Annotated in this window: 23 protein-coding genes; 5 read left to right on the top strand and 18 right to left on the bottom strand. The window is 55.4% G+C overall.

Annotated elements, in window-relative coordinates; genetic code table 11:
- Positions 1–9 precede the first annotated feature (9 nt).
- On the bottom strand, positions 10–705 hold the full coding sequence (locus NG42_RS06440) for a pirin family protein (protein ID WP_052898450.1): 696 nt from the start codon (positions 703–705) through the stop codon (positions 10–12).
- A 228-nt stretch (positions 706–933) separates the two neighbouring features.
- On the opposite strand from NG42_RS06440, the gene NG42_RS06435 reads away from it, so the two are divergent.
- From NG42_RS06435 to NG42_RS06425, 3 genes are all read left to right on the top strand, one after another.
- Positions 934–1113: a hypothetical protein gene (locus NG42_RS06435; RefSeq protein ID WP_052898449.1), complete on the top strand. Its 180-nt coding sequence runs from the start codon at positions 934–936 to the stop codon at positions 1111–1113.
- Between the two features lie 21 nt (positions 1114–1134).
- Positions 1135–2706, top strand: coding sequence for an AbgT family transporter (locus NG42_RS06430; protein ID WP_052898448.1), 1572 nt, complete (start codon positions 1135–1137; stop codon positions 2704–2706).
- A 241-nt stretch (positions 2707–2947) separates the two neighbouring features.
- Positions 2948–3442 carry a GNAT family N-acetyltransferase gene (locus NG42_RS06425; RefSeq protein ID WP_052898447.1) on the top strand — a complete coding sequence of 165 codons (495 nt, stop codon included), beginning with the start codon at positions 2948–2950 and terminating at the stop codon, positions 3440–3442.
- Between the two features lie 36 nt (positions 3443–3478).
- Here NG42_RS06425 and ggt read toward each other — a convergent pair whose 3' ends face one another.
- Complete coding sequence (ggt, locus tag NG42_RS06420; RefSeq protein WP_052898446.1) at positions 3479–5227, bottom strand: gamma-glutamyltransferase; 1749 nt, start codon at positions 5225–5227, stop codon at positions 3479–3481.
- 222 nt (positions 5228–5449) lie between these two features.
- Here ggt and NG42_RS06415 point away from each other — a divergent pair, with 222 nt between their 5' ends.
- Positions 5450–5731 (top strand): DUF2756 domain-containing protein, encoded by a 282-nt coding sequence (locus NG42_RS06415; RefSeq protein ID WP_052898445.1) that lies wholly within the window; start codon positions 5450–5452, stop codon positions 5729–5731.
- On the opposite strand, the gene ugpQ is transcribed toward NG42_RS06415, so the two are convergent.
- The 11 genes from ugpQ to NG42_RS06360 form a co-directional block, all read right to left on the bottom strand.
- Positions 5728–6471: a glycerophosphodiester phosphodiesterase gene (gene ugpQ / locus NG42_RS06410; RefSeq protein WP_173581487.1), complete on the bottom strand. Its 744-nt coding sequence runs from the start codon at positions 6469–6471 to the stop codon at positions 5728–5730. The two genes, NG42_RS06415 and ugpQ, sit on opposite strands and share 4 nt — an antisense overlap.
- Positions 6468–7541 (bottom strand): sn-glycerol-3-phosphate import ATP-binding protein UgpC, encoded by a 1074-nt coding sequence (locus NG42_RS06405; protein ID WP_052898444.1) that lies wholly within the window; start codon positions 7539–7541, stop codon positions 6468–6470. The genes ugpQ and NG42_RS06405 overlap by 4 nt, the downstream gene beginning before the upstream one ends.
- A 3-nt stretch (positions 7542–7544) precedes the next feature.
- Positions 7545–8390 (bottom strand): sn-glycerol-3-phosphate ABC transporter permease UgpE, encoded by an 846-nt coding sequence (ugpE, locus tag NG42_RS06400; protein WP_052898443.1) that lies wholly within the window; start codon positions 8388–8390, stop codon positions 7545–7547.
- Complete coding sequence (gene ugpA / locus NG42_RS06395) at positions 8387–9274, bottom strand: sn-glycerol-3-phosphate ABC transporter permease UgpA (protein WP_052898442.1); 888 nt, start codon at positions 9272–9274, stop codon at positions 8387–8389. The genes ugpE and ugpA overlap by 4 nt, the downstream gene beginning before the upstream one ends.
- Positions 9275–9329: 55 nt before the next feature.
- Positions 9330–10649, bottom strand: coding sequence for a sn-glycerol-3-phosphate ABC transporter substrate-binding protein UgpB (ugpB, locus tag NG42_RS06390; protein ID WP_052898441.1), 1320 nt, complete (start codon positions 10647–10649; stop codon positions 9330–9332).
- Positions 10650–10925: 276 nt separating this feature from the next.
- Positions 10926–11639 carry a high-affinity branched-chain amino acid ABC transporter ATP-binding protein LivF gene (gene livF, locus NG42_RS06385; RefSeq protein WP_052898440.1) on the bottom strand — a complete coding sequence of 238 codons (714 nt, stop codon included), beginning with the start codon at positions 11637–11639 and terminating at the stop codon, positions 10926–10928.
- Between the two features lies 1 nt (position 11640).
- Positions 11641–12408 carry a high-affinity branched-chain amino acid ABC transporter ATP-binding protein LivG gene (livG, locus tag NG42_RS06380; RefSeq protein WP_052898439.1) on the bottom strand — a complete coding sequence of 256 codons (768 nt, stop codon included), beginning with the start codon at positions 12406–12408 and terminating at the stop codon, positions 11641–11643.
- Entirely contained in the window at positions 12405–13679 is a 1275-nt protein-coding gene (locus NG42_RS06375; protein WP_052898438.1) for a high-affinity branched-chain amino acid ABC transporter permease LivM, read from the bottom strand. The genes livG and NG42_RS06375 overlap by 4 nt, the downstream gene beginning before the upstream one ends.
- Positions 13676–14602 carry a high-affinity branched-chain amino acid ABC transporter permease LivH gene (gene livH, locus NG42_RS06370; RefSeq protein WP_052898437.1) on the bottom strand — a complete coding sequence of 309 codons (927 nt, stop codon included), beginning with the start codon at positions 14600–14602 and terminating at the stop codon, positions 13676–13678. Before livH ends, NG42_RS06375 begins: the two co-directional genes overlap by 4 nt.
- Positions 14603–14712: 110 nt before the next feature.
- Entirely contained in the window at positions 14713–15828 is a 1116-nt protein-coding gene (locus NG42_RS06365; protein ID WP_052898436.1) for a branched-chain amino acid ABC transporter substrate-binding protein, read from the bottom strand.
- The gene (locus NG42_RS06360; RefSeq protein WP_052898435.1) at positions 15825–16055 is read right to left on the bottom strand and encodes a hypothetical protein; all 231 of its coding nucleotides are present in this window, start codon (positions 16053–16055) and stop codon (positions 15825–15827) included. Before NG42_RS06360 ends, NG42_RS06365 begins: the two co-directional genes overlap by 4 nt.
- A 174-nt stretch (positions 16056–16229) precedes the next feature.
- Between NG42_RS06360 and panM the strand changes: the two genes are divergently transcribed.
- Positions 16230–16631 (top strand): aspartate 1-decarboxylase autocleavage activator PanM, encoded by a 402-nt coding sequence (gene panM, locus NG42_RS06355; RefSeq protein WP_052898434.1) that lies wholly within the window; start codon positions 16230–16232, stop codon positions 16629–16631.
- Positions 16632–16649: 18 nt separating this feature from the next.
- Here panM and NG42_RS06350 read toward each other — a convergent pair whose 3' ends face one another.
- The 5 genes from NG42_RS06350 to NG42_RS06330 form a co-directional block, all read right to left on the bottom strand.
- On the bottom strand, positions 16650–17456 hold the full coding sequence (locus NG42_RS06350; protein ID WP_052898433.1) for an ABC transporter ATP-binding protein: 807 nt from the start codon (positions 17454–17456) through the stop codon (positions 16650–16652).
- Entirely contained in the window at positions 17453–18451 is a 999-nt protein-coding gene (locus NG42_RS06345) for a FecCD family ABC transporter permease (protein WP_052898432.1), read from the bottom strand. The genes NG42_RS06350 and NG42_RS06345 overlap by 4 nt, the downstream gene beginning before the upstream one ends.
- The gene (locus NG42_RS06340) at positions 18435–19460 is read right to left on the bottom strand and encodes a FecCD family ABC transporter permease (protein ID WP_052898431.1); all 1026 of its coding nucleotides are present in this window, start codon (positions 19458–19460) and stop codon (positions 18435–18437) included. The genes NG42_RS06345 and NG42_RS06340 overlap by 17 nt, the downstream gene beginning before the upstream one ends.
- The gene (locus NG42_RS06335) at positions 19438–20421 is read right to left on the bottom strand and encodes an ABC transporter substrate-binding protein (protein WP_052898430.1); all 984 of its coding nucleotides are present in this window, start codon (positions 20419–20421) and stop codon (positions 19438–19440) included. Before NG42_RS06335 ends, NG42_RS06340 begins: the two co-directional genes overlap by 23 nt.
- Positions 20422–20487: 66 nt before the next feature.
- Entirely contained in the window at positions 20488–22674 is a 2187-nt protein-coding gene (locus NG42_RS06330) for a TonB-dependent siderophore receptor (protein ID WP_082203839.1), read from the bottom strand.
- Positions 22675–22938 lie beyond the last annotated feature (264 nt).

Genomic DNA, 22938 nt, shown 5'->3' with positions numbered 1-22938 from the left:
ACAGATAAATCAGACGGGTGGCAGATCAAACAGCAGGATTTCGGCATCGCTGTCGGCCTGAACTGACAGCACACTTTCGTCCCAGATTGCCAGCGCGTCGCTGGTGGTCACTGGCTGACCATTAACCTGCACATCACCTTTCACCACCTGAATCCAGATACGACGTGCGGCATCCACGTCGATCGCTGACTGCTGGCCTTTTTTCAGCGCCCAGCGCGACAGCGTCATATCCTGATGCACTTTCAGTGAACCCTCACGGGCGTCCGGCGACAGCACTAACTGACGCCCTTCAACATCATCGAAGCGGCGCTGCTCGTAACGCGGCGCAATACCGGCAGTATCCGGAATAATCCAGATCTGATACAGATGCAGCGGCTGGTCTTTGCTGCCGTTGTACTCCGAATGACGCACGCCGGTGCCCGCACTCATAATCTGGAACTCACCCGCCGGAATCTGTTCTTTGTTACCCATGCTGTCCTGGTGTTCAACCACCCCGGACAACACATAGGTCAGAATTTCCATATCTTTATGCGGATGGGTACCAAAACCCTGACCCGCGTCGATAACGTCTTCGTTAATCACCCGCAGTGCGGAAAAGCCCATAAAGTCCGCATCATAGTAATTAGCAAAGGAGAAAGTATGCCAGCTGTCCAGCCAGCCATGGTTTGCGTGACCGCGATCTTCAGCCTTACGTACATAAATCATATTCAACTCTCCTCAACGTTTTGACCTAGTCTGGACCTGATTCGAGCCGGATGATAGCTGAAAAACTTCACTCCTCTGTTCAAAAAAAATGAACGATTACTGGCACCGTTATTCGGTCAGTTCGACCGACGATAACGGCGATATCAGCAAAGACTATCTCAATGAGTTTTTTTAAGACATATCACACTATTTGAAACCCAAAGCTCATTCAGAACAGGATAAACCCTGTTGAAACAGAGCGTCGGCAGCGCGGGAAATGCTGCAAAATCATCGATTAACGCAGCCATTCGCATCGAATCGTTGCAGATTAGTTCGGTTTTTCCTTGGTATTTGCTCGGCTTTGCTGCCTTGGTAACTTTTTTTACCGACGTAAGATGGCCTGACATTGGTACGCAACTGCCGGATTAGCAGCAATTCCAGGGAATGAATATGACAGACACTACAACAGTAAAACCCAACAGCCCGATTACCCGCTTTCTTAATACCGTTGAGTGGCTGGGAAACCTGCTTCCTCATCCCATCACCCTGTTTGCCATACTGTGCGCGTTAATCATCGTTGCGTCAGGCATTGCGGCCGGATTTAACCTCAGCGTGATCGATCCGCGGCCCGAAGGGGTAAGCGGTCGCGCCGCCGATGGGGTGATTCATGTGGTAAGTCTGTTCAGCGCCGAGGGTTTACAACGCATTATCAGCAACCTGGTCAGCAACTTTACCAGCTTCGCACCGCTGGGGACGGTACTGGTCGCCATGCTGGGCGTGGGGATTGCCGAGAACTCCGGGCTGCTGTCAGCCGCAATGCGTGCACTGGTGTTCAGCGCGCCTAAAAAGCTGATCACTTTTACCCTGGTGTTCGCCGGGATTATTTCCAACAGCGCCTCCGAACTCGGTTATGTGGTGTTAATTCCGCTGGCGGCGATGCTGTTCCACTCTTTAGGACGTCACCCGCTGGCCGGGCTGGCTGCCGCTTTTGCGGGCGTTTCGGGTGGCTACAGCGCCAACCTGCTGCTCGGCACCGTTGACCCGCTACTGTCAGGCATTACGCAAAACGCCGCGCAAATTATTGATCCCAGCTATACCGTCGGGCCGGAAGTAAACTGGTACTTTATGGCGATCAGTACCTTTGTGATTTCGCTACTGGGCACCTGGATTACCACCCGCATCGTCGAGCCTAAGCTGGGTAAATATCGTGACAGCGACGGTGATGCGCCAAAAGGGGATATGGGTAAAGTGACGCCGCAGGAGAAACGGGCGCTGAAAGGCGCGGGGATCACCTTCCTGCTGCTAAGCATGCTGGTGGCGCTGACGCTGATTCCGGGTTACGGCATCCTGCTCAATCCGCAAACCGGCGGCTTTGCTGGCTCGCCTTTCCTGCATGGCATCGTGGTATTTATTATGCTGTTTTTCGCCATTCCGGGTTACGTCTATGGCCGGATGCTGGGCACCATGCGCAGCGATCGCGACGTGATTGCCGCGATGTCGAAAAGTATCAGTATGCTGAGTATGTATATCGTGCTGGTGTTCTTCGCCGCCCAGTTTGTCTCACTGTTTAACTGGAGTAACTTCGGTACGGTGATTGCAGTGAAAGGTGCCAGCCTGCTGTCAGCCATAGATATCAGCGCCCCACTGCTGTTTTTCTGCTTTATCCTGATCTGCGGCTTTATCAATCTGATGATTGGTTCATCATCGGCACAATGGGCCGTCACCGCACCGATTTTCGTGCCGATGCTGATGCTGGTAGGTTTTGCGCCCGAGGTGATCCAGGCGGCTTATCGCATTGGTGATTCCGTGACCAATCTGATTACGCCGATGATGAGTTATTTCGGTCTGATTATGGCGGTAGCGGCGCGTTATCAGCGCAATCTCGGTATCGGCACGCTGGTGGCGATGATGCTGCCTTACTCCGTCATCTTTATGATCGGCTGGAGCTTACTGTTTGTGATTTGGGTATTTGGCTTTGGTCTGCCGGTCGGGCCGGGTGCAGCCACTTACTATACGATGTAGTTCGCGCCGGAAAACAGGCAAAAAAAAGCCAGCACCCGAGCTGGCTAAGAAACACTGAAGCAATGTGAGCAATGTCGTGCCTTCACAGCAGGTCCAGGGTGGACTTCCTGAGAACGCACGACAATAATAATCATTATCATTCGCATCTGTAAAGATCTTTTTGCGATTAATTTTCAGTTGACCTTTTGCACAAAGCCCCTGATCTTCAAGAGGAATAACCCACCAGCAAAGGAGCAGCACCATGAGTCAGATTGAGATTCGCCATGTCACTATTGATGATGCACCGGCCCTTCAGCAGCTCTACAGCCAGCCAGATACGCAGGCGAATACGCTACAGGTGCCGTATCCGTCATTAAAGCTCTGGCAGGATCGTCTGAAGGATCTCCGTGCTGGTGTGCATTCCCTGGTGGCCTGTCTTGACGGTCAGATAGTGGGACAAATTACGCTGGAGGTGCATCCGGCATCACGCCGCCGCCATACCGCCAGCTTTGGTATGGGCGTCGACGTTAACCATCGCGGTAAAGGGATCGCGACAGCATTGCTGGCGGCGATTGTCGATCTTTGCGATAACTGGCTGGGAATCGAGCGCATTGAACTGACGGTATTTACCGATAATGCAGCGGCCATTGCGGTCTATCGCAAGTTTGGTTTTGAAGTGGAAGGCACCGCGCGCCGTTATGGTTTACGCAACGGTGAGAAAATTGACGCGCATTTTATGGCGCGTCTGCGTGATTAACATTGAACGGGCGGCGAGAACGTCGCCCGATTTAACTCAATAACCGGCGGTTAAATCATCCACCGAACGTGGATCGGATGCACCGTATAACATGCCATCCGGCCCAATCATAATGCTCTGCGTGCTGCCCATCGCCGGCTGCACTTTCACATGCTGCCCTTTACTTTCCAGCAGTCGCAGGGTATCCGGGCTAAAGCCTTTCTCAACGCGCAGCTGATCCGGTAACCACTGATGATGGAAACGTGGCGCATTGGTCGCTTCGGCGACGTTCATGCCGAAATCGATGCTGTTAACCACCATTTGCAGCACCGTCGTGATAATCCGACTGCCGCCCGGACTGCCGGTCACTAACCAGGTTTTGCCATCTTTGGCAATAATGGTTGGCGACATGGAAGAGAGCGGACGCTTATAAGGCTGGACCGCATTGGCTTCTCCGCCGACCAGGCCGTAAACATTGGGCGTTCCCGGCTTGGCAGAAAAGTCATCCATCTGGTTATTCAGCAGAATGCCGCTGTTACCCGCCACAATACCGCTCCCGAAGTTGGTATTAAGGGTATAAGTCACCGCCACCGCGTTGCCGTCTTTATCCACCACCGAGAAGTGAGTGGTTTGATTACTTTCGTAAGGCGCGAGATTACCGGGTTTGATTTCCGCCGACGGACGCGCCTTCGCCACATCAATCTGATTTGCCAGTGTTTTGGCGTAGGCTTTACTGGTCAGTGCCTGCCACGGCACTTTGACAAACTCCGGATCGCCAAGATATTCAGAACGGTCAGCATAGGCATATTTTTCCGCTTCCGCCATCACCTGGATAGCATCCGCGCTGCCAAAACCCATTTTCGCCAGATCAAAGTTTTCGAGGATATTCAGGATTTGTACAATATGAATACCACCGGATGACGGTGGTGGCATCGAAAACACCTCGTAGCCACGATAGCTGCCGCTGATCGGCTGACGTTCCACCGCGCGATAAGCCGCCAGATCGGCCTTGCTGATCAGTCCACCATGCTGAGCCATTTCACCAGCAATATCGTCAGCAATTGCGCCCTTATAAAAGGCGTCCGGCCCCTCTTTCGCAATCAGCGTCAGGCTATGTGCCAGATTACGCTGCACCAGGCGTTCACCTTTCTGATAAGGCGTGCCGTCGGCTTTGAAGAAGATCGCTTTGCTGTTGGGGTGATTAACCAGCACTTCAGTGCCGTAGGTTTTCAGGTCGTCCGCCAGTGAATCGTTAACCACAATGCCGTTGCGCGCCAGCTCAATGGCGGGTTGCAGCAAACGGCTAAGGGGCAGCGTGCCGTATTTCTGCGCCGCTAAGGCAAAACCAGCCACGGTGCCCGGCGTGCCGGAGGCGAGATGGGACGTGAGGGATAATTTGCTGTCGGCGTTGCCCTGCGCATCAAGAAACATATTCCGGCTGGCTTTAACCGGTGCCATTTCACGGAAATCAATCGAGGTGGTGCGGCCTGAGGCGGTGCGCAGCAGCATAAAACCGCCGCCGCCAATATTACCGGCCTGCGGGTGCGTCACCGCCAGCGCGAAACCGACCGCGACCGCCGCGTCGACCGCATTACCGCCCTGCTTCAGAATATCGACGCCAACCTGCGTCGCCATCGCATCCACCGAGGCCACCATCCCGTGCCGATCTTTTACCGGATGAAAGGTATCTGCATCGACACCGTAAGAGACCGGAGGAGCGGGTTGTGCCGCATTAGCACCCTGCCAGAAACAAAAACATACCATCAGCGACCAGGAAACGCGTCGCATATTGCCGGTTTTGATCATCCTGCCACACCTTTTTATGATTGTTTACAATGGTTTTACATCTGGTAAGTCAGTACCAGATAAGCAAAAAGGCCAATGCAAAGTCAAATTCGGATCACTCCTGAATTCAGAAACTGTGGGGTGCGTTAGACTTGTACGAGGCGACAACAGGTTCTGGCGGATTTCTGCCTGACCGGCAAAACACACAGCATCCGTCGCCAGCCTGATGGAGGAACAACAACGATGAAAAGATGGTTAATGATTTTTGCTGCGCTGGTTCCGCTGAGCGGGATGGCCAATACGCTAAACAATAACACGACTCAGCAGCAGCCGGGCTATAACCCGAGCCAGCAACGCATGCAGCAGCAGATGAAAACTCAGCAACAGCAGCAACAGCTAAAACTGAAGCAGGATCAACAGCGTCAGAGTCAGGATACCCAGCGTAAAATGCAGGAGCAGCGGGACAGTGCCCAGCAGCGCGTGATTCAGTCGCAGCCGGGCAATAACACTAAGCAGACGCCTTAAACGAAGTCCGGCCCGAGGGTGTCGATGCGGTCGGTACAGATGGCATCGACGCCCCAGCTCAGCAGCTCACGCGCCCGCTGCGGCTGATTAACGGTATACACCAGGATACGCAGCCCGGCGGCTTTCAGCGCCGCCGTGCGCTCAGGGGTAAGTAATTTATAATTAAGATGAATCGAGGTGCAGGCCAGTCCGTCAGTCATCTGCTGCCAGTTATCATCCCACTCATCCAGCAATAAACCGCGTGGCAGCTCAGGCGCAGCCTGCATCGCTGCGTCCAGCGCATCATAAGAAAATGACGACAGCAATGGCGCAGTCTGTCCATGCCACAGTTCGCGTGCCGCCAGCGCCACTGTCGCGCCGGTTTCCCGTTCGGTTCCGCGGGTCGGTTTAATTTCGATATTCGCCATCATGCCGTGTTGCGCACAGCGCTGCGCCACGTCGCTCAGCAGTGGCAGCGGTTCATGCTGAAACTGATTGCTGAACCAGCTTCCCGCATCCAGCTGCTGCAACTTATCCCACGACAGTTCACCGGCCACGCCCCAGCCGTTACTGGTACGATCCAGCGTGTCGTCGTGCAGCAGAAAAATCTGCTGGTCCTGCGACAATTTGGCATCAAATTCAATCATGGTATGACCATATTTCGCCCCGACATCAATCGCTGCCAGCGTATTTTCCGGTGCCAGTTTTCCGCCGCCGCGATGGGCGACAATGGTCGGATAAGGCCATGCTGTAGTTATCATTCCAGACGCATTCCCGTAGTCGAATCGAAAAAGTGTAGCGCGTGAGCCGGCAGATGCAGCCACAGGGTCTCCCCCATCGCCGGTCGCTCAGTATGCGACAGGCGGGCAACGACATTATTGCCGCCCCATTTGCCGTGCGCCAGGTTGTCTGCACCCAGCATCTCCAGGGTTTCAACCACCAGCGGGATGCCGCCGGCTTCAGGCGTCGACAGCTGAATATGCTCCGGGCGCACGCCCAGCGTCAAGGATCGGTTGGCCCATTTCGGTCTCGCCTCGGTCAGTGGCAACGCAAATCCCGGTGACAGCTCAAAGCGCGAGCCGTCTCTGCTGACGCTACCTTCCAGCAGATTCATTGACGGCGCACCAATAAAGCTGGCGACAAAGCGCGTCGCCGGCCGCTCATAGACTTCAACCGGCGTGCCGAGCTGCTCGACCACGCCTTTATTCATTACCATCACCCGCTGCGCCAGCGTCATCGCCTCAACCTGATCGTGCGTGACATATAAACTGGTGGTATTCAGGCGACGGTGCAGCTGTTGCAGCTCAAGGCGCATCTGCACCCGCAGGCGCGCATCGAGGTTAGACAGCGGCTCATCAAATAAGAATACCGCCGGTTCACGGACAATCGCCCGTCCCATCGCCACGCGCTGGCGCTGACCGCCGGAAAGCTCGCGCGGACGGCGTTGCAGCAGCGCATCCAGTTCGAGGCTGCGCGCCGCTTCCAGCACCCGCAGACGAATCTGCTCTTTGCCCATGCCGCGAATTTTCAGCCCCCAGGCAATATTCTCTTCCACCGTCATATGCGGATAGAGCGCGTAGTTCTGAAACACCATCGCGATGCCGCGATCCTTCGGCTCCATCTCGGTGACGCGCTGAGTATCAATATAGATATCGCCGGAGGTGACGCGTTCGAGTCCGGCCACCATACGCAATAACGTCGATTTACCGCAGCCGGATGGCCCGACCATCACCATAAATTCGCCGTCGTTCACCGTGACATCCAGCGGCTTGATCACCGCATTTTTGCCATCGTAAGATTTGGTCACCGCCTGAAGTTTTACGCCTGCCATCTGCTATTTCTCACTCTCAACCAGACCACGCACAAAGGCGCGCTGCATTACCATTACCACCACCACCGGTGGCATCAACGTCATTAACATCGCAGCCATTACCAGGTTCCACTGCGTTGATCCATCACCACTGGAAATCATGGTTCTGATTCCCGCCACCGCGGTGCCCATACTGCTGTCACTGGTGACCAGAATCGGCCAGAGATACTGGTTCCAGCCGTAGATAAAGGTGATAACAAACAGCGCCGCCAGATTGGTTTTCGACAGCGGTAATACAATGTCCCAGAAGAAGCGCATTGCGCTGGCACCATCAATCCGCGCCGCCTCAATCAGTTCATCGGGTAATGACATAAAGAACTGTCGGAACAGGAAGGTCGCGGTGGCCGAGGCCATCAGCGGTAACGTCAGGCCGGTGTAACTGTCCAGCAGTTGCAGGTTGGCGATGACTTCCACCGTCGGGAAAATACGCACTTCAACCGGCAGCATCAGGGTGATAAAAATCAGCCAGAAACAGAGATTACGCAGCGGAAAGCGAAACCACACCAGCGCAAAAGCCGAGAGGATCGAGACGCTGATTTTTCCAACGGTAATGCCGAGCGCCATAATGGTGCTGTTCAGCAACAGGATGCTGACTGGCGCACTGTTACTGCTGACGCCTTCCTGCCAGATGGTGCGAATGTTTTCCCATAAATGGGTGCCGGGAATCAGCGTCATCGGCACCTGATAAACCTGCACGTTATCCAGCGTGGCGGTGACAAACGCCACATACAGCGGAAACAGAATGGTCAGAATGCCGAGAACCAGCATGATATGGCTGAAAATCGTCAGCCCGCGTCGATTCTCAATCATTGGTAGCGCACCTTTCGCTCGACATAACGGAACTGAATCACCGTCAGGCCAATCACTAACAACATCAGCACCACTGACTGCGCGGCCGAAGCGGAGAGATCGAGTCCGGCAAAGCCTTCGCGATAAATTTTATAGATCAGAGTGGTGGTCGACTGCATCGGCCCACCGCCGGTGGCGGCATCAATAACCGGGAAGGTATCAAAGAAGGCGTAAACCAGATTAACCACCAGCAGGAAGAAGCTCACCGGGGCGATCAGCGGCAGCGACAAATAGAAGAAGCGACGCACCGGGCCAGCACCATCAATCGCCGCCGCTTCAACCAGCGAACGCGGAATCGATTGTAAGGCGGCAAAGAAGAACAGAAAATTGTAGCTAATCTGCTGCCAGACCGAGGCGAGCACCACCAGAAACATCGCCTGACCACTGTTCTGCGCATGGTTCCAGTTATAACCCAGTAGATCAAGGAAATGGGTAATCAGACCAAGGCCAGGGTTAAACAGAAACATCCACAGCACGGCGGCAATCGCGGGTGCAACCGCATAAGGCAGCAGCAGCAGCGTCTGATAGAAACCCTTCATCCGCAGCACATAATCCACCAGTGCGGCGAAAAACAGCGAGATCAGCAGGCCACAGCCAGTCACCAGACCGCTGAAAATCAGCGTGGTCCAGAATGAGGCCAGATAATATTGATCGTCAAACAGTCGGGTAAAGTTTTCCAGCCCGACAAACTGGCTGGACATCCCGAACGGATCGACGCTTTGCACTGAATACCACAGTGCTTCTCCGGCGGGCCAGATAAAAAAGATGGCGGTAATCAGCAGCTGTGGCAGAACCAGGAGATACGGCAGCCAGCTGGAGCGAAAACCGGGACGAACTGAGGACATAGTTTAGCTCGGAGATCAGAAAGGGTTGCGAGCGGCGCGCACGCCGCCCGTACGGTTACTTGGTTTGCTGCTCAAAGCGGCGCAGCAGCAAGTTGCCACGCTCAACGGCGGTATCCAGCGCGGCCTGCGGCGTTTTCTTACCGGTCCAGACGCCCTCCAGTTCTTCATCCACAATGGTACGAATCTGCGGCATATTGCCCAAACGCATCCCTTTGGTGAACGGCAACGGCGGCTTATTCAGCATCTGGCGGGTAGCGATATCTGCCCCTGGGTTTTTATCGTAGAAGCCCTGCTTACGCGTCAGCTCATAGGCTGCGGTAGTGATCGGCAGATAACCGGTTTTCTGGTGCCATTCGGCGGCATTCTCCGGCTGGGCGAGGAACTGCATAAACTCCGCGACGCCTTTGTAGGTGGCCGCATCTTTATCTTTCATCACCCACAGGCTGGCACCGCCGATAATGGCGTTCTGCGGCGCATCGGGAACGGTAGCGTCGTAAGGCATCATGCCGACGCCGTAGTTAAATTTGGCGTAGTGGCGAATATCGGCCAGTGAACCGGAGGATGCGGTGGTAATGGCGCAGTCTCCGTTATAGAACTTCTCGGTAGACTCATCCTTGCGGCCAAAGTAGGTGAATGTCCCTTTCTTATTCATCTCTTCCAGCAGCTGAATATGACGCACCTGCACCGGCTTGTTAAATTCCAGCACCGCATCGGTACCACTGAAGCCGTTATTTTGTGTTGCAACCGGCAGAGCATGCCAGGCGCTGAAGTTTTCAATCTGAATCCAGCCCTGCCAGCCGCTGGCGTAGCCACACTTCATCCCGGCTTCACGCAGTTTGGCGCTGTAAGCGGCCAGATCCTGCCAGGTTTTCGGTGGCTGCTCCGGGTCCAGTCCGGCTTTCTTAAACGCATCTTTGTTGTAATACAGCACCGGCGTGGAGCTGTTAAACGGCTGGGAGAGCAGTTTGCCCGTTTTGGCATCGGTGTAGTAACCGGCTACCGTTGGCACAAACTGTGACTCATCAAAACTGATGCCTGCATCCTTAAACACTTCGTACACTGGCTTGATGGCTTGAGACGACATCATGGTGGCAGTGCCGACCTCATACACCTGCAAAATAGCCGGTGCGCGGCCAGTTCGTACCGCAGCAATACCGGCGGCAAGACTCTGTTCGTAGTTGCCCTTATAAACCGGGACAATTTTGTAATCAGGGTGCGTCTGGTTAAAGCGCTGAGCCAGTGATTCGACCTCTTTCCCTAATTCACCTTCCATGGAGTGCCAGAATGGGATATCGGTTGCGGCCAGCGCGTTGCCGGTGAAAGCGAAACCCAGCACGATGCTCAGTGCGGTATGACGAAATGTGAAGGATGACATATCAGTTTCCCATGACATGATTGTTACGCGCGATTTCACGCATTTTATGTTCGGGATGTAACATGACATGCAAAAATGACAGAGAGATAAACGTCTTATGACGACAATGTGACAGGCGGGTTACGGGATTACACGGGAATAAAGCGCGCCTAATCCTGGCACGGGAGCCGTTTTCGGCTCCCGTGCTGATGATATGCCGCGTGCCAACCCCCGGCACGGGCGGCGAGAACGCCGCCCCTACGGGTAAGTGTTTGATATTATTCGAGAACGCCCCTGTTACCCGCCCAGATAAGCACTTCGCACGGCTTCGTTAGCCAGTAGCGCTTCGCCGCTGTCTTCCAGCACCACATGACCGTTTTCCAGCACATAGCCACGGTCAGCCAGCTTCAGCGCCTGATTGGCGTTTTGCTCGACCAGGAAGATCGTCATCCCCTCCTTTCGCAGCTGCTCAATGGTGTCGAAAATCTGCTGAATGATAATCGGGGCCAGCCCAAGCGATGGCTCATCCAGCAGCAGCAAACGCGGCTGACTCATCAGCGCACGACCAATCGCCAGCATCTGCTGCTCGCCGCCAGACATGGTTCCTGCCCGCTGCACACGGCGCTCCAGTAAGCGAGGAAACAGCTCGTAAACGCGTTGAATACGCTGCTGATATTGCTGCCGCTCAGCGAAAAATCCGCCCATCGCCAGGTTCTCATCCACCGTCATACGCGAAAACACCCGACGACCTTCCGGCACAATCGCAATAGCCTCGCGCATAATGCGTGCGGTTTGCCAGTCGGTAATGATTTTACCGTCGAAAGTGATGGAACCCTCGGTAGCACGCGGTTCACCGCACAGCGTACCGAGCAGCGTGGTTTTCCCCGCGCCATTAGCACCAATCAGGGTGACAATTTCTCCCTGATTAATATGCAGACTCACCCCGTGCAGCGCCTGGATTTTGCCATAATGCGCACTGACGTTATTCAGAGTTAAAATCGGGTTCGCCATTTTACGCCTCACCTAAATATGCGCGGATAACATCCGGGTTATTGCGGATCTCTTCCGGTTTGCCATTCGCCAGCGGCGTTCCCTGATTCACCACGTAAATACGGTCGGAAATTCCCATCACCAGCTTCATATCATGTTCAATTAACAGCACCGAGACCTGATGCTGACCACGCAGTTCGGCAATCAGCTCATCCAGCTCATGGGTTTCACGCGGATTCAGTCCGGCCGCCGGTTCATCCAGCATCAGAATTTCCGGCCGCGTCACCATGCAGCGGGCGATCTCCAGCCGACGCTGCTGGCCGTAGGCCAGATTCCCCGCCTGGCGGTTCGCCATCTCCAGCAATCCCACGCGCTTCAGCCAGGTCGCGGCGCGATCCAGCGCTTCACTTTCGCTGTTACGAAATGCCGGGGTTTTCAGCAATCCGGCAAACACGCCGCTTTTCAGATGCTGATGCTGCGCCACCAGCAGATTCTCAATCACCGTCATTTCGCGGAACAATCGCACATGCTGGAAAGTTCGCACGATGCCCATCCGGGCAATTTTCTGCCCCGGCAAGCCTTCGAGATGCTGGTCACGCAGTTTGATGGTGCCGCCCGTCGGACGATAAAAACCGGTCAGGCAGTTAAATACCGTGGTTTTCCCCGCGCCGTTCGGGCCAATCAGCGAGACAATTTCTTGCGGGTGCAGCTCAAGTTTTACATTGTTGACCGCCAGCAGGCCGCCAAAGCGCATCATCAGGCCATCTACCGCTAACAAAGGCTGACTCATGCCTGCTCTCCTTTCCCGTCACGCTTTAACTTCAACTGCGGGCGCTGCATCGGTAACAATCCTTGCGGACGCCAGATCATCATCAGCACCATCAAGCCACCCAGCACTAACATGCTGTATTCATTCAGATCACGCATCAGTTCACGGGAAACCACCAGCAGAATTGCCGCGAGGATCACCGCAAACTGCGACCCCATACCGCCCAGCACCACAATCGCCAGCACAAACGCCGACTCGGCAAAGGTAAAGGATTCCGGGCTGACAAAGCCCTGACGCGCGGCAAACAGCGTACCGGCAAAACCGGCAAAGGCCGCACTGATGGTGAAGGCGGTCAGCTTGATACGACGCGGACTTAAACCCAGCGAACGACAGGCGATTTCATCTTCACGCAGCGCTTCCCACGCTCGCCCCAGCGGCATACGCAGCAAGCGATTGATAACAAACAGCGTCAGCACCACCAGCAGTATCGCCACCAGATAAAGGAAGATAATGCGGTCACCCGGGTCATATTTCAGACCAAAGAAATTATGGAAGGTATCCCAGCCACCGTCGCGCACGCTGCGGTTAAACTCAAGCCCGAAGAAGGTCGGTTTCGGGATCTGGCTGATGCCATTCGGCCCACCGGTGATTTCGGTGTTATTCAGCAGCAGAATACGCACGATTTCGCCGAAGCCGAGGGTCACAATCGCCAGATAGTCGCCGCGCAGGCGCAATACCGGAAAGCCCAGCAGCAGGCCGAACATCGCCGAGACCAGACCCGCCAGCGGCAGACACTGCCAGAAGCCGAGGCCGAAATGTTGATTCAGCAGCGCAAAGGTATAAGCGCCAATCGCATAGAAACCGCCGTAGCCGAGTACCAGCAGGCCGGATAAACCGACCACCACGTTAAGACCGAGACCCAGCATCACGTAGATCAGCGTCAGGGTGGCGATATCCACCGTGCCGCGCGAGACGAAAAACGGCCAGACTACCGCCGCAATAATCAGCGCCGCCGCCAGCAGTTTCTGCGGCGTCGTGGTGCCGTCAAAGCTCGGTAAGACAAAAGCCGGGCCGGAAATTTTTTTCAGGCCGCTCTGAAACATCGGACGCAATAGCTGGAAGAAAAACACCACCGCACAACCGACGGCGATCCAGTTCCAGCGCACGCTACCGGCGTTATTCACCACCAGCTGCGTGCCGTCAAGGTTCAGGCGCATCCCCATAAAGAAGGAGGCCAGAATCAGCAGCATCAACGCCGACACAATGGCGTTAACCAGATTAAGCTGTTTCATACTTTTTCTACCTCCGGACGACCAAGGATTCCGGTAGGCATCACCAGCAGCACCACGATCAACAGCGCGAAGGAGACCACATCTTTATATTCTGTACTGAAATAGGCCGAGGTCAGCGCTTCAGCAATGCCGAGGATCAGGCCGCCGATCATTGCGCCAGGAATACTGCCGATGCCGCCCAGAACCGCCGCGGTAAAGGCCTTCATTCCGGCCATAAAGCCAATGTAAGGGTTAATCACGCCGTAGAACTGGCCGAGCAATACGCCCGCCACTGCCGCCATCGCCGCACCAATTACAAAGGTCAGTGAAATCACGCGGTCGGTGTTAATCCCCAGCAGGCTCGCCATTTTCAGGTCTTCGGCACAGGCACGGCAGGCGCGGCCCATACGCGAATAGCGGATAAACAGCGTCAGTGCCAGCATCGCAAGGAAAGTTACCGACCAGATAACAATCTGCATGGTGGAGAGGGTGGCGGCAAAGCCGTTGCTTTCACCCAGCGTCCACTGACCGGTGATCAGGCTCGGCAACGCCAGATCGCGTGAACCTTGCGTCAGGCTGACGTAGTTTTGCAGGAAGATCGACATCCCGATGGCGGAGATCAGCGCGATCAGACGTTTTGACGATCGCACCGGGCGATAAGCCACGCGTTCGATACTCCAGCCGTAAGCGCTGGCAATCACAATCGCCATAATGAAACCACCGGCAATCAGCATCCAGCCAACATCAATGCCCATCATCATCAGGGCGGCAATCACGATAAAAGAGACATAGCTGCCGATCATATACACTTCGCCGTGGGCAAAGTTGATCATGCCAATAATGCCGTACACCATGGTGTAACCAATGGCGATCAGCGCGTAGGTGCTGCCCAACGTAACACCGTTGAACATTTGTTGCAGGAAATAGAGAAACTGCTCGGACATACCTGATTACCTTACTGATCCGTCCGTTAACGGAAGGTACAAAAAACGCCTGGCATCATTACCAGGCGTTATTATTACCGGCCTGCTGGCCGTGGAAGTATCGCCTGGGGCTACTTCACCGCTGTTGAGGTGCCGTCTGCATGCCATTTGAAGACGCCGAACTCAAAGCCTTTCAGATCGCCTTTCGCATCCCAGCTCAGGTCGCCCATTACGGTCGGCACCGGCTGGCCTTCTTTCAGATTTTTCACGATATCTTCTGGCTCTTCACTCTTGCTGCGTTCCATACCGGTAGTCAGCGCCTGCAACGCGGCGTAGGTGGTCCAGACAAACGGCCCGGTTGGGTCCAGTTTTTTCGCTTTCAGCGCATCAACAATCGGCTGGTTGGCGGGCACCTGGTCATAACGCTTCGGCAGCGTCACCAGCATGCCTTCGGAAGCGGCACCGGCAATATTGGACAGCGAAGAGTTACCCACGCCTTCCGGCCCCATAAACTGGGTTTTCAGACCCGCGGCACGTGCCTGGCGCAGGATTTGCCCCATTTCCGGGTAGTAACCACCGAAGTAGACGAAATCGATATTCTCTTTCTTCAGACGCGCCACCAGGGTGGAGAAATCTTTATCACCGGCAGTGACACCCTGGAACAGCACCACATTACCGCCGGATTTTTTCAGGTTGTCCTGCACTGAACGCGCCAGACCTTCACCGTACTGCTGCTTGTCATGCACCACGGCGATACGCTGCGGTTTGATTTCATCAAGAATATATTTCGCCGCGGTTGGCCCCTGGTCAGAGTCCAGACCGGTGGTACGCATAATCATTTTATAACCACGGGTGGTCAGATCGGCATTGGTCGCCGCCGGGGTGATCATAATAAGGCCTTCATCTTCATAGATATCAGAAGCCGGCTGGGTAGAAGAGGAGCACAGGTGACCAATAACGTAACGAATGCCATCGTTAATCACTTTGTTCGCCACTGCCACCGCTTGTTTCGGGTCACAGGCATCGTCGTATTCCACGCCGACCAGTTTGTTGCCATTCACGCCGCCTTTGGCATTGATATCAGCAATGGCCTGTTTTGCACCGGTAAATTCCATATCGCCATACTGAGCCACTGGACCAGACATCGCCCCAACGATGGCGATTTTAATGTCTTTTGCCATTGCCGCGTGGCTCATCGCCAGCGCAACGCAACCCGCCAGAAACGCGCTACCTTTACTGATTTTCATCCGGACTTCCCCATCTGTTTGGTCTGTTGTGTGATTGCAGTTATTTTTTCGCCAGATTTAAGCAGAAACTCGTTAGCTAATAACGGGTTATCAGAAAAACCGGCTTTTTCTTGTAATAAGGCTTTATTTTTCAGTTTATTAAACAGGAATTTTATTCTGTAAATCAACTGACATATGTAGAAACTCGCGGTCTGAACAGCATAATCACCTGGAGTTTCCGGTGGCATAATCAGCAATTTACCAGCGCGTTATGCTGACAATATAGTCACTAGTTGATTTTTTGCTCGGACAATAAGCCAGATAAAAAACAGATCGCATCGTTTTGGCAGGATAAAAGTTACGCGCCCCGCGCTGCACATATTCGCTACAATATGCCTTTGCCAGCATTTCAGGTGAGATGGATGAAACTGACTATTATTCGGCTACAGCAACTTAGCGCGCAGGACCGGCAGGACCTGAGCAAAGTGTGGCCAGAAAAAGATATCGCTGCGACAGAAAAGCAGCTGGATGATCGGCATCAGCTGTATGCCGCGCGTTTTAACGATCGACTGCTGGGCGCATTGCGTCTTGAAATCGTCGGCACCGAGGGCAAACTTTATGATTTGCAGGTGCGGGAAGTGACCCGCCGTCGCGGTGTCGGTCACTATTTACTGGCCGAAACTCTGGCGCAGAATCCGTCGATTAGCCACTGGTGGATAGCCAAAGATGGCAGCGAACAGCCGCAGGTGATTGCGGCATTTATGCAGGCATCCGGTTTTCAGGCTGAGGCCAGCGGCTGGACGAAAAACCGGCCAACGGAGTAACCTCACCTGCCAGCAAACTTACGGCGTTCTGGAGAAACGGGGAATAATCAGCGGTTTACCCGACTCCGGATCGTCGATAATCCGGCAATCGAGGCCAAACACCTGCGCCATACTGTCCTCAGTGACCACCGCTTGCGGCGCGCCCTGTGCGACAATTTTTCCCTCTTTCATCATAATCAGATGCGTGGCATAGCGCAGCGCCTGGTTAATATCATGCAGCACCATTACCAGCGTTTTCCCCTGCTGATGCATGCCACGGCACAGTTCCAGTAGCTCAATCTGATGGGCAATATCCAGCCAGGTGGTCGGCTCATCCAGCAGAATAATCGGCGTTTGCTGCGCCAGCGTCATGGCAAACCAGGCGCGCTGCCGCTGTCCACCGGAAAGCGCCTGCACCGGAGTCTGCGCCATCGCGCTCAGATCGACCGCCGACAGCGCCTCGTTGACCACCTGCTCATCCTGCGCTGACCACGGGCGCAAAAAACTCTGATGTGGATAACGCCCGCGTGAGACCAGATCAAACACCGACAGCGTATCGGTCAGCAGCGAGCTTTGGCTGAGCAGCGCCAGCTCACGCGCCACCTGCCGGGGTTTATGCTGATGCAGGTTGATATCATCCAGCAAAACCTCGCCGGACTGCGGCATCATGCCGCGACTGAAAGCGCGCAACAGCGTGGATTTGCCACAGCCGTTAGGGCCGATAATCACGCTGAATTCCCCTTCGCGCAGCGCCAAATCCACTTGCTCAACAATCGGCTTAGCGCCGTAACTCAGGGTCAGTTGACGCGCCTGTAAACGTGACGAGGAGTGGGTGGCTGACGTCATGCGGGCGATCTCCGTAATTCAGTATAAAGTAATAGCATCAGATAGCTGCCGCCCAGCGCGGCGGTAATCACCCCGACCGGCAGACGCCCGGCAGTGGGCAATAACAGCGTAATCAGATCGGCGAGCAGCATCAGCAGTGCGCCGATCAGTGCGGCACTAAACAGACCCGCGCCCTGCACCGCCATCAGCCGACGAGCGATATGCGGTGCCGCCAGCGCAACAAACGCCACCGGCCCGACCACCAGCACCGCGGCACTGGCCAGTACCACTGCGCAGAGAATGCTGAGGATATTTGTCAGCCGCACCGGCACGCCAAGCGTATTGGCGACCACCTGCCCGACCATAACAAATGCCAGTTCGCGTCGTAGCCAGAGCAGCGGCGGTATCAGCACCAACAGCACTCCGCCAATTAGCCAGACATCACGCCAGCGTTTGTTCGCCAGACTGCCACTCAGCAACGCCGCCAGCTGCTGCGCCACTTCAATTCGCAGCTGCGATACGGCAAAGTTCACCAGCGCCAGACAAACCGCCGCCACGGCGATACCGGCGATCACGATCTGCGTAGTCTGTAACTGACCAAAGCGCCCCATGCTGCCGCTATAGACCAGTACCACGGCAGTCAGCGCACCGAGTAAAGCCCCCAGCGGCACCGGCAATACCCCCGGCCAGACAGTCAGGGTGGTGACAATGCCCGCCGCCGCACCGGCATTCACACCAATAATATCCGGGCTACCCAGCGCATTGGCGGTGGTACGCTGAAACAGCGCACCGGAGAGTGCCAGTGCCGCGCCAGCACCGATAGCGACCAGCGCACGCGGGGCGCGAAGCTGCCATAACACATAATCCTGCCAGGGCGTGACTGACTGCGGCCACCAGGCACCCGGCTGTTGTAGCGGCAGCAACAGCGTCAGCCACACCAGCAGTAGCATTAATATGATCAGCCCGCCGCTGATCATTCGGGCGCGTTGACGTAGCGGGTTATGACGCGACATCATTAAACCTCCGGCTGCGTTTCGCCACCAGCCACAGCAACATACCGCCGAGGCTGGCGGTGACAATCCCGACCATAATTTCAGCCGGCGCGACGATCCAGCGCGCGACAATATCGGCCAGCAGTAACAAGCAAGCCCCCGCCAGTGCGCTGTACGGCAGCAGCCAGCGAAAATCGCTGCCCACCAGCGCGCGCATCAGGTGCGGTGCCGCCAGGCCAATAAAGGCTATCGGGCCAGCCATCGCCGTGGCGGTCGCCGCCAGCACCGTCGCCACGATCAACGTCTGCAAGCGCACACGTCTGATATTGACCCCCAGCGCGCTGGCGCTGGCCTCGCCAAACGCCAGCACATTGAGTGATGAACCCAGCAGCGGGGTCAGCAGCAGCACGGGCATCATCCACGACAGCATCGACAAACTCTGGCTCAGGCTTTGCTCACTGAGTGAGCCAATGGTCCAGAAGCGATAGCTGTCCATAACGCGCGCATTCAGCAACACCACGCTCTGCACATACGCAAACAGGCAGGCGTTGATCGCCGCGCCAGTCAGTACCAGCCGCGCCGCAGAAGTGTGACGCTGCCCGCCGCCCAGCATAAAAAACACCAGGGTTGCCAGCGCCGCGCCGCCGAGTGCTGGCCAGAAGCGCGGCAATGCTTCAAGTAGCGGAAAAAAGGAGAAGGTCACCACCATTGCCGCCGCACCGGCATTTACGCCAAGAATGCCCGGGTCGGCCAGTGGGTTACGCAATAGTCCCTGCGTCAGCGCGCCGGAAAGCGCCAGCGCCGCGCCCACCAGCAGTCCGGTCAGGGTGCGTGACTCGCGCAGATTGATCACCAAATCGTTATAACCGGTTTCCTGCGCCAGCCAGTAGTGCCGCCAGACATCACTGAGCGGCAGAGGTTTCGAACCCATCGCCAGGCTCAGCATCACGCACAACAGCGTGATCAGCAGCAGCAGAATCAGCCCGATACTCCGGCGACGGCGACGCCGCTTAATCAGTTCGGCGTTTAACATGGGCAATCGCCTCCTGCAACATCGGCATAAAACGGTGAATGCCCCAGCGAACGCTAAGCGGCGTGCCGTAACCCATCGCCACCACCAGTGCCTGATCCATCATCGGGATATAACCGCCTTGCTGATAGGCGCGAATCGACCGAAACAGTGGCTGCGCTTCAACGCTGTTGCGGTCGCGCTGATTCAGATACCAGCTGATAACAATATCGGCGTCGTTCAGCCGCTCGGCATTTTCCAGCCCGATAAAGCTGGTAAAACTGCCAAAGCGCGGTGTTTGCTGCGCCAGACTCGGCAGCAGCGTCAGGCCAAGGTGCGTCAGGGTATCGACACGCGGATCGCCACTGGCATAGGCCGTCAGCGTACCGCCGGATGCGCCACCGCGAATATAAGCAAAGGTGTAGCGATGGATATCAGGAATCGTCGCAGCCGCTTGTTTTAGCGTTAGATCGAGATCATTGAGTAAAGGCTGAGGATCACGGTTTAACGCCTGCGCAATCAGCTTAATTTGCTGCGACGGCGTGGTCAGCCACGGGCTTTTCGGCCAGGCGACTACCGGCACAAACCAGGAGAGATGATCAAACACTTCCTGCGTCATACCCGACTGGGTTGCTACCACCAGATCCGGCTGCAACCGTAATATCGCCTCAATATCGGTTTCCGGGTAAAGATTCAGGATCGCCGGCAACGCGGCATTGCGCCGCTCCACCTCTTCGCGAAACCATGGCAGGTATCCTTGTTTATCGCCGCCCCAGTAATGGGCTTCGATACCCACCGGGACGGTCCCCAGTTGCAGCACAATATCCTCGGCACCGGCACCCAGCGCCACAATACGTTTGGGTGCGGCTTTAATCTCTGCTTTGCCCAGTCCGGTGACCAGCGTCAGAGGATAGCCCGGCGACTGCGCCGAGCTCAGCAGCGGGGTCAGTATCAGCAGCAATAAAAATCGTTGTCGCCACAGCATGTTATTCACTCACCAAAAGAAAAAACTCCCCTTCCGCGCCGGGAAAGGGAGTCGGGTTACTGCCCGTCAGAAACGATAGCGCAGCGTGGCTTCGACGTTACGCGGAGTACCATAGTAGTACTGGGTATACTGTCCAAACTGGGAATAGTATTCCTTATCAAACACATTATTCAGGTTAAGCGTCAGCGACAGATCCGGCGTGAACTGATAACGCCCCATCAGGTTAACCACCGCGAAGCTCTTCTGTTCCGCCAGCGTGCTGCCTTGCGGACCCGCGACCGTCAGCCAGGTTTTATCCTGCCAGTTAACACCGCCGCCGAGCGTCAGATTGCTGAACGCACCCGGCAAGGTGTAAGTGGTAAACAGTTTGAACAGTTTATTCGGCGCACTGGTATTGATACGCACGCCATCCGGATCGACCGCACGGAACTGGGTATAGCCGGTATAGACACGCCAGTTGTCGGTAATCTGACCGCTCACCTCGGCCTCAAAGCCACGGGTTTTGGTGCCATCAACGGCGCGATACGGCGAGCTGTTATCCGGCAGGCGCGGCGCTTCCGCATCCAGAACCGACAAATTGTCCTGACGGATCTCAAAGACCGCCAGTGAGTAATCAAGGCCGTTATCCAGCGCAACGCCCTTAATTCCCAGCTCATAGTTCTGGCCGGAAACTGGATCGATCAACTGATTGTTACGATTGCGGCGATATTCCGGGTTAAAGATGCCGGTATAGCTGGCGTAGGTGGAGAAGTCATCGGTAATGTTCCACACCAGACCGCCGTAAGGGACAAATTCATCGCTGTAGCTGGCGTTTTGCGCGGTGCCGAAGTTATCACCACGGGTTTTCCAGCTGGTCATGCGCCCACCGACAATCAGCGTCAGCGGATCCGCCAGTGAAATCTGCGTGACCGCATAGCCTGCGGTCTGTTCATTGCGCCCTTCTGAGCCGTAACTGCGCTCGCTACTCCAGGACGGTTCGGGATAGCTCCAGCCCGGCGCGGTGAAATCACCCAGTCCGGCGCAGCTTCTTGTCAGCATACATTCGGCGTTGAAATAGTCGTTCTGAAAATCCTGGCGCTGATGGTTGAAGCCAAATGCCACGCGATGGGTGCGCCCCAGCAAATCGTAGCTGCCGTTAACCTGCAAATCATAGTTCTGCTGACGGCGCTCCCCTTCGATGCGCGTCATGCTGCCCGGCATCATGCCGATGTTGCTGGCACGATCCGGGAAGCCGGTGGCCCAGAGAACATGCTCATCCAGCGTGTTGTTGTCGTATGTAAAGCTGCCTTTTATGTTCCAGCCATTATCGAACTGGTGTTCAAGGCTGGTGAAGGTGGTAAAGGTGCGGGTTTTCGAGAAGGCCCAGTCCGGGGCAAAGCTGTCGCTGCGGTCATAGTCGGTTTTGCTGCCATCGGCGTAATAGATCGGTAAACCGCCAAACATACCGCCGTGAGTATTAGAGCGCTGATAATCCACGCCGACGGTAAACAGGGTGTTGTCCGTCAGATCCGCTTCCAGAATGCCGTAGATCGGGTATTTATTGGCGCTGAGGCGGTCGATATGACTGTTGCTGTCCTGATAAGCGGTCACAAAGCGGCCACGCACGCTGCCGGTATCATTCAGCGGCCCGGAGAGATCCAGCCCGGTGCGCCATTTATCCCAGGAGCCAACGCCAGCGGTCACTTCACCGCGGAAGTCGCGGGTCGGCTTTTTACGCACCAGGTTAACCGCCGCTGACGGATTACCCGGCCCGACCATCAGACCTGCCGCGCCGCGCAACACTTCGATACGGTCGAGGGTGACGGTATCCACCAGGTTGTCGCCGTAGTTAAAACGCGTGTCATAAAAGGTGGTCACGCTGTCGCGCAGAATATTATTCACCCCCATTCCACGCGAACTGAAACTGAAACGGTCAGCATCCAGTTGGCGCACAAACATCCCGGTGGTGTTGTTGACCACGCTGGCGGCATTGTCGAGATTCTGATCAATCATGCGCTGTTTCGTCACCACGCTGACACTTTGCGGCGTTTCCCGCGCCGACAAACTCAGTCCGGTTCCTGTCACCATGGTGGTGGTGTTATAGGCACCGGTATCTTCGGTCACGCCTTCGTCACTCGCCACGGCGTTTACCGTCATGGTTTGTTCGGCAGCGAAAACCGGCCCGGATAGCGTGACAGAAACCAATAATGCCAGTGTAGTTTTCTGACTCATTCCCTTACCGACGCTGCCGGTTGCGCACTGCTTTTGCTTCATCTTCTTCATCCACTTTGCGCTTCTGCGCTTTTTTGTTATTCCCGGAGAGTATTGAGACGTCAGTTTTTTATCAGGCTACGGATGCAGCAGATTCTCCCGCGTCCCGGCGAAAAAAGAGGTTATTAATCATTCAGATAAGCACAATAAAATCAGGGTTAACGACCCTTGAATTATTGCAATATATATCATCGGAATAATAAGAATACAAATAGTTATCATTAGCAAAATCATTAACAACATTGTTGAATTAACAACGAAATGCCG

Source organism: Winslowiella iniecta, assembly GCF_001267535.1.
Taxonomy (GTDB): Bacteria; Pseudomonadota; Gammaproteobacteria; order Enterobacterales; family Enterobacteriaceae; genus Erwinia; species Erwinia iniecta.
The sequence above is the reverse complement of the archived record's forward strand: the minus strand, read 5'-3'. Positions and strand labels throughout refer to the sequence as shown.

What these genes read in the sequence shown, in the direction of transcription:
- NG42_RS06440 (WP_052898450.1), bottom strand. Translation starts at nt 705, where the DNA reads ATGATTTATGTACGTAAGGCTGAAGATCGCGGTCACGCAAACCATGGC.
- NG42_RS06430 (WP_052898448.1), top strand. Translation starts at nt 1,135, where the DNA reads ATGACAGACACTACAACAGTAAAACCCAACAGCCCGATTACCCGCTTT.
- NG42_RS06425 (WP_052898447.1), top strand. Translation starts at nt 2,948, where the DNA reads ATGAGTCAGATTGAGATTCGCCATGTCACTATTGATGATGCACCGGCC.
- ggt (WP_052898446.1), bottom strand. Translation starts at nt 5,227, where the DNA reads ATGATCAAAACCGGCAATATGCGACGCGTTTCCTGGTCGCTGATGGTA.
- NG42_RS06415 (WP_052898445.1), top strand. Translation starts at nt 5,450, where the DNA reads ATGAAAAGATGGTTAATGATTTTTGCTGCGCTGGTTCCGCTGAGCGGG.
- ugpQ (WP_173581487.1), bottom strand. Translation starts at nt 6,471, where the DNA reads ATGATAACTACAGCATGGCCTTATCCGACCATTGTCGCCCATCGCGGC.
- NG42_RS06405 (WP_052898444.1), bottom strand. Translation starts at nt 7,541, where the DNA reads ATGGCAGGCGTAAAACTTCAGGCGGTGACCAAATCTTACGATGGCAAA.
- ugpE (WP_052898443.1), bottom strand. Translation starts at nt 8,390, where the DNA reads ATGATTGAGAATCGACGCGGGCTGACGATTTTCAGCCATATCATGCTG.
- ugpA (WP_052898442.1), bottom strand. Translation starts at nt 9,274, where the DNA reads ATGTCCTCAGTTCGTCCCGGTTTTCGCTCCAGCTGGCTGCCGTATCTC.
- ugpB (WP_052898441.1), bottom strand. Translation starts at nt 10,649, where the DNA reads ATGTCATCCTTCACATTTCGTCATACCGCACTGAGCATCGTGCTGGGT.
- livF (WP_052898440.1), bottom strand. Translation starts at nt 11,639, where the DNA reads ATGGCGAACCCGATTTTAACTCTGAATAACGTCAGTGCGCATTATGGC.
- livG (WP_052898439.1), bottom strand. Translation starts at nt 12,408, where the DNA reads ATGAGTCAGCCTTTGTTAGCGGTAGATGGCCTGATGATGCGCTTTGGC.
- NG42_RS06375 (WP_052898438.1), bottom strand. Translation starts at nt 13,679, where the DNA reads ATGAAACAGCTTAATCTGGTTAACGCCATTGTGTCGGCGTTGATGCTG.
- livH (WP_052898437.1), bottom strand. Translation starts at nt 14,602, where the DNA reads ATGTCCGAGCAGTTTCTCTATTTCCTGCAACAAATGTTCAACGGTGTT.
- NG42_RS06365 (WP_052898436.1), bottom strand. Translation starts at nt 15,828, where the DNA reads ATGAAAATCAGTAAAGGTAGCGCGTTTCTGGCGGGTTGCGTTGCGCTG.
- NG42_RS06360 (WP_052898435.1), bottom strand. Translation starts at nt 16,055, where the DNA reads ATGCCACCGGAAACTCCAGGTGATTATGCTGTTCAGACCGCGAGTTTC.
- panM (WP_052898434.1), top strand. Translation starts at nt 16,230, where the DNA reads ATGAAACTGACTATTATTCGGCTACAGCAACTTAGCGCGCAGGACCGG.
- NG42_RS06350 (WP_052898433.1), bottom strand. Translation starts at nt 17,456, where the DNA reads ATGACGTCAGCCACCCACTCCTCGTCACGTTTACAGGCGCGTCAACTG.
- NG42_RS06345 (WP_052898432.1), bottom strand. Translation starts at nt 18,451, where the DNA reads ATGATGTCGCGTCATAACCCGCTACGTCAACGCGCCCGAATGATCAGC.
- NG42_RS06340 (WP_052898431.1), bottom strand. Translation starts at nt 19,460, where the DNA reads ATGTTAAACGCCGAACTGATTAAGCGGCGTCGCCGTCGCCGGAGTATC.
- NG42_RS06335 (WP_052898430.1), bottom strand. Translation starts at nt 20,421, where the DNA reads ATGCTGTGGCGACAACGATTTTTATTGCTGCTGATACTGACCCCGCTG.
- NG42_RS06330 (WP_082203839.1), bottom strand. Translation starts at nt 22,674, where the DNA reads ATGAAGCAAAAGCAGTGCGCAACCGGCAGCGTCGGTAAGGGAATGAGT.